This window comes from Calditrichota bacterium (assembly GCA_013151735.1).
Lineage (GTDB): Bacteria > Zhuqueibacterota > JdFR-76 > JdFR-76 > BMS3Abin05 > BMS3Abin05.
Window position 1 is genome coordinate 1 of sequence record JAADHR010000011.1, and the last position, 3341, is coordinate 3341.

2 protein-coding genes are annotated in these 3341 nt (G+C 50.2%); both read right to left on the minus strand.

Features of this window, described 5'->3' with window-relative positions; translation table 11 throughout:
• Positions 1-14: 14 nt before the first annotated feature.
• Positions 15-1799 carry a hypothetical protein gene (locus GXO76_00390; protein ID NOY76301.1) on the minus strand — a complete coding sequence of 595 codons (1785 nt, stop codon included), beginning with the start codon at positions 1797-1799 and terminating at the stop codon, positions 15-17.
• A gap of 59 nt (positions 1800-1858) precedes the next feature.
• Positions 1859-3283 carry an aldehyde dehydrogenase family protein gene (locus GXO76_00395; protein ID NOY76302.1) on the minus strand — a complete coding sequence of 475 codons (1425 nt, stop codon included), beginning with the start codon at positions 3281-3283 and terminating at the stop codon, positions 1859-1861.
• Positions 3284-3341 lie beyond the last annotated feature (58 nt).

A 3341-nucleotide genomic window follows, 5' to 3' on the forward strand; every position in this document is an offset into this window, starting at 1 on the left:
ATTCTAACTCTCCTTTATAAAGAAATTGTCTTTTCAATCGAACCGGCTTTTTCCGAAAGAATCTTCAGGGTCACTTTCGTACCGGCTGGAGCGTGCAGCAGCCATTCCACTTTTTGAGACGCTCCTGAGCCCGCCAGACGGGGAATAAATACAACTTTTTGTCCGCTCAAAAGCTCTCCCTTTTCCATAAAAATCTTTACAAGAACGGGCTTGACCAACCGTGTTTGGGCCCCGAAAGCGGTTGCCGTCGGTAAAAATCCCGAATTCTTCACAAATAATGAGAGTGAATAAACCTGATCGCCCTTTTTCTGAAGCGTTACATGTTCTACAGAAATTTTGGGAAGCAGACCCATCAGGTAGGCTACAAACGATGTTTGTTTCTGAACCAGGCCAGGGATTTCCACGTCCGGAGCGGTTGTTCGCATGAAGGGAACAAACCCTCCGATTTCCACATCCCCCAACTGCGGATGCCGAAAAGGCTTCCACGGGACAAAACCTGACACGCCCTGAGCCTTAAAATAGGCCAGCCATTGGCGATCGATACGTAACGGATCTTTTTTTCTTTGTCCGATCTGTTTCATTGGCATTTTGGGTTTCCGTTTGGAAAGGGACTTTTTTTGTAATGAATCCCCTTTTGCCGACTTCGGCGGAATCACCATGAGGGACGTTGCAAAATTGGGTACCCCGTACTGAAAATACACCCATTTGTAAAAACTCCCTTTTCCGCCGTCGGAACTCTCAACCGGTTCCGAACCCTTCGGAATCTGCATGAGCTTTTTGTAAACCCGGCTTACCCGATCAAAATACGGAATATCCCCGCGGGCCACGTTTTTTTCGGGCTTGTGTGACAAACGCCACCGCTGCACGGACGACGACCGGTCCGCCGGCTTCACAGACCGCTGCGTTGCTTTGGGCGGATGAATGAGATTGTCATGCAAGCAGTACGTTAAAACGAGCCCGATATTTCGGTGATCAAATAAAAATTTGGAAATGGCGCGCGTTTCTTTTTCGCTTTCCATATATTTCCCCGCACCTGCCTTAAATGCCGGATATTCCTGGGGAAAGTTCCAGTCGATGTTCACCCCGCCCACGCCATCTTCGTTGTAAAGGCCGTCGCCATCGTTGTCCGTTCCTTCTGTGTAGATTTTGTAAATTCCCGTCTCTCCTTTTGCCGGGTCCGCTTTTCGAAGTAATTCCGGGGTTTTGGGATCGGGAATGTAGGATCCCTCAGGGTCTCTCTTCCGCATCAGGGTAATCAGCCCGTCGCCATTCAGATCCTCCGGCCCGTCTTCATCTATAAGACCGTCATGGTCGTCGTCGGTGGGGGTGTTATTCCAGGGATGATCCTGTTTTATTTTTTTGAAATAGTAGGCCGCTCCTTCCGGATTTAGTCTTGGAATAACGTAAAGAACGTGCCGGTTCAAAAGCGTCGTGACCGAATCCACCTTGCCGAAATTTTCCACCAATTGCCTGACAGTACCGAGGGCCACTTCGCTGCCAATCAGATGATCGCCTTCCACTTCACCAACCAGCAAAATGCCGGGGCGGGAATCCAATTCAGCGGGGCTTCCGTTACCCACACGAATGAGAAGCAGGGGTTTTCCCGTGGCTGTTTTTCCCAAGAGAGCCGTATGAACAAGGGCCGGAAAGTGTTTCGCCAATCGATCAAACGCGCGTCCCAATTCTCTATTTGAATGATATCGAATTTTGTTCACGGTGCCATCCGCGGGAATCACCGCAATCAAAATCATCAGAAACAGAAAAAAAATCATTAAAATACCATGTTGTTTCTTTCCCATGGAGGCATCTCCTTGCCTTTGTCGTTTGTTTTCAGAGCTGTTGTGGCCAGCTCGTTGTGCTATTCTTTAATGACAATCATTCGGGGATTGGTCATCTCTTCGATGGCGTATTTCAGACCTTCACGCCCCAGACCACTTTGCTTGTTTCCACCATAGGGCATCTGATCCACCCGAAATGTCGGGTAATCGTTGATCATTACCCCTCCCACGTTGATTTTTCGAATGGCCAGCATCATGTGCGTTGTGTTTTTCGTAAACACGCCTGCTTGCAGTCCGTAACGGGACTCGTTCACCTGAGCGACAGCGTCCTCAAATTTGCGGAAGCGACTCAGTGAAACGACGGGTGCAAAAACCTCGTCCTGCATGACTTTCATTTCAGGGGTCACGTCTGTAAGTACAGTAGGCTGAAACATCGCCCCCTCACGTGTGCCGCCTGTGAGAATTTTGGCTCCCTGAGCAACCGCTTCCTTCACCCAGGCTTCTGCCCGCTCCGCTTCCAGTTCGGAAATCATGGGGCCCACATCACAGGCAGGATCCAGAGGATCCCCCACCACCTGTTTCCGGGTTTCAGTAACAAATGCGTCCACAAAGTTATCCCAAATATTTTCGTGCACATAGATACGCTGAACCGAAATGCACACCTGGCCGGAATTGGCATAGGCGCCCACCACATTTCGCTTTACAGCCCACTCCAGGTCGGCATCTTCATCCACAATGGATGCCGAATTCGATCCCAATTCCAGTGTCACTTTCTTAAAATCCGAGTGATTTTTAATCCATTTACCCACGGGGGGACTGCCGGTAAACGTCACCATCGCCAGATCGGGATGCGTAACCAGCCAGCCGCCTACCGTCGAACCCGGCCCAAAAATGATGTTCAGCGCTCCGGCAGGCAATCCGGCCTCCAGTAACAATTCTCCCATTTTGATGGCCGTTAAGGGGGTGTAGCTGGAGGGTTTTAAAACCACTGTATTTCCGGAGGCGATGGCCGGGGCCACTTTATGGGCCGCCAGGTTGATGGGAAAATTAAACGGGGGAATCGCACCGATTACCCCAATCGGAAACCGCAAGAAAAATCCGAGCCGCCCCTCCCCGCCGGTGCTGGCATCCATGGGAATTGTTTCGCCGTGGATTTGTTTGGCTTCTTCGGCGGCAAATTTGAAGGTTTCCCTGGCCCGATTGGCCTCACCGATGGCATACTTCCAGGCTTTACCCGATTCTTGAGCAATGGTTCGGGCAATCTCTTCACGATGCTCGGCAATCAGGTCGGACATTCGTTCCAGAATTTCCGCCCTCCGATGGGCCGGCATTTCGGACATGACCTTAAAAGCTTCCTTTGCGCTTTGAACCGCCCGGCTCACATCTTCCTTGTTGGCTTTGGGGACCGCGCCCAAAATCTCCCCGCTATACGGGCTTTTGACTTCAAATTTTTCGTCCGATGAAAGCCACTCTCCGTTTATAAGCATGCCGAATTCTTGTGCCATTTCTCCCTCCTAATTTTATGGCCGTAAGATCTTTGTTTTCAAAGTTAACAAAATAATT

Coding starts and splice junctions, on each gene's coding strand:
- GXO76_00390 (NOY76301.1), bottom strand. CDS start 1,799: ATGGGAAAGAAACAACATGGTATTTTAATGATTTTTTTTCTGTTTCTG.
- GXO76_00395 (NOY76302.1), bottom strand. CDS start 3,283: ATGGCACAAGAATTCGGCATGCTTATAAACGGAGAGTGGCTTTCATCG.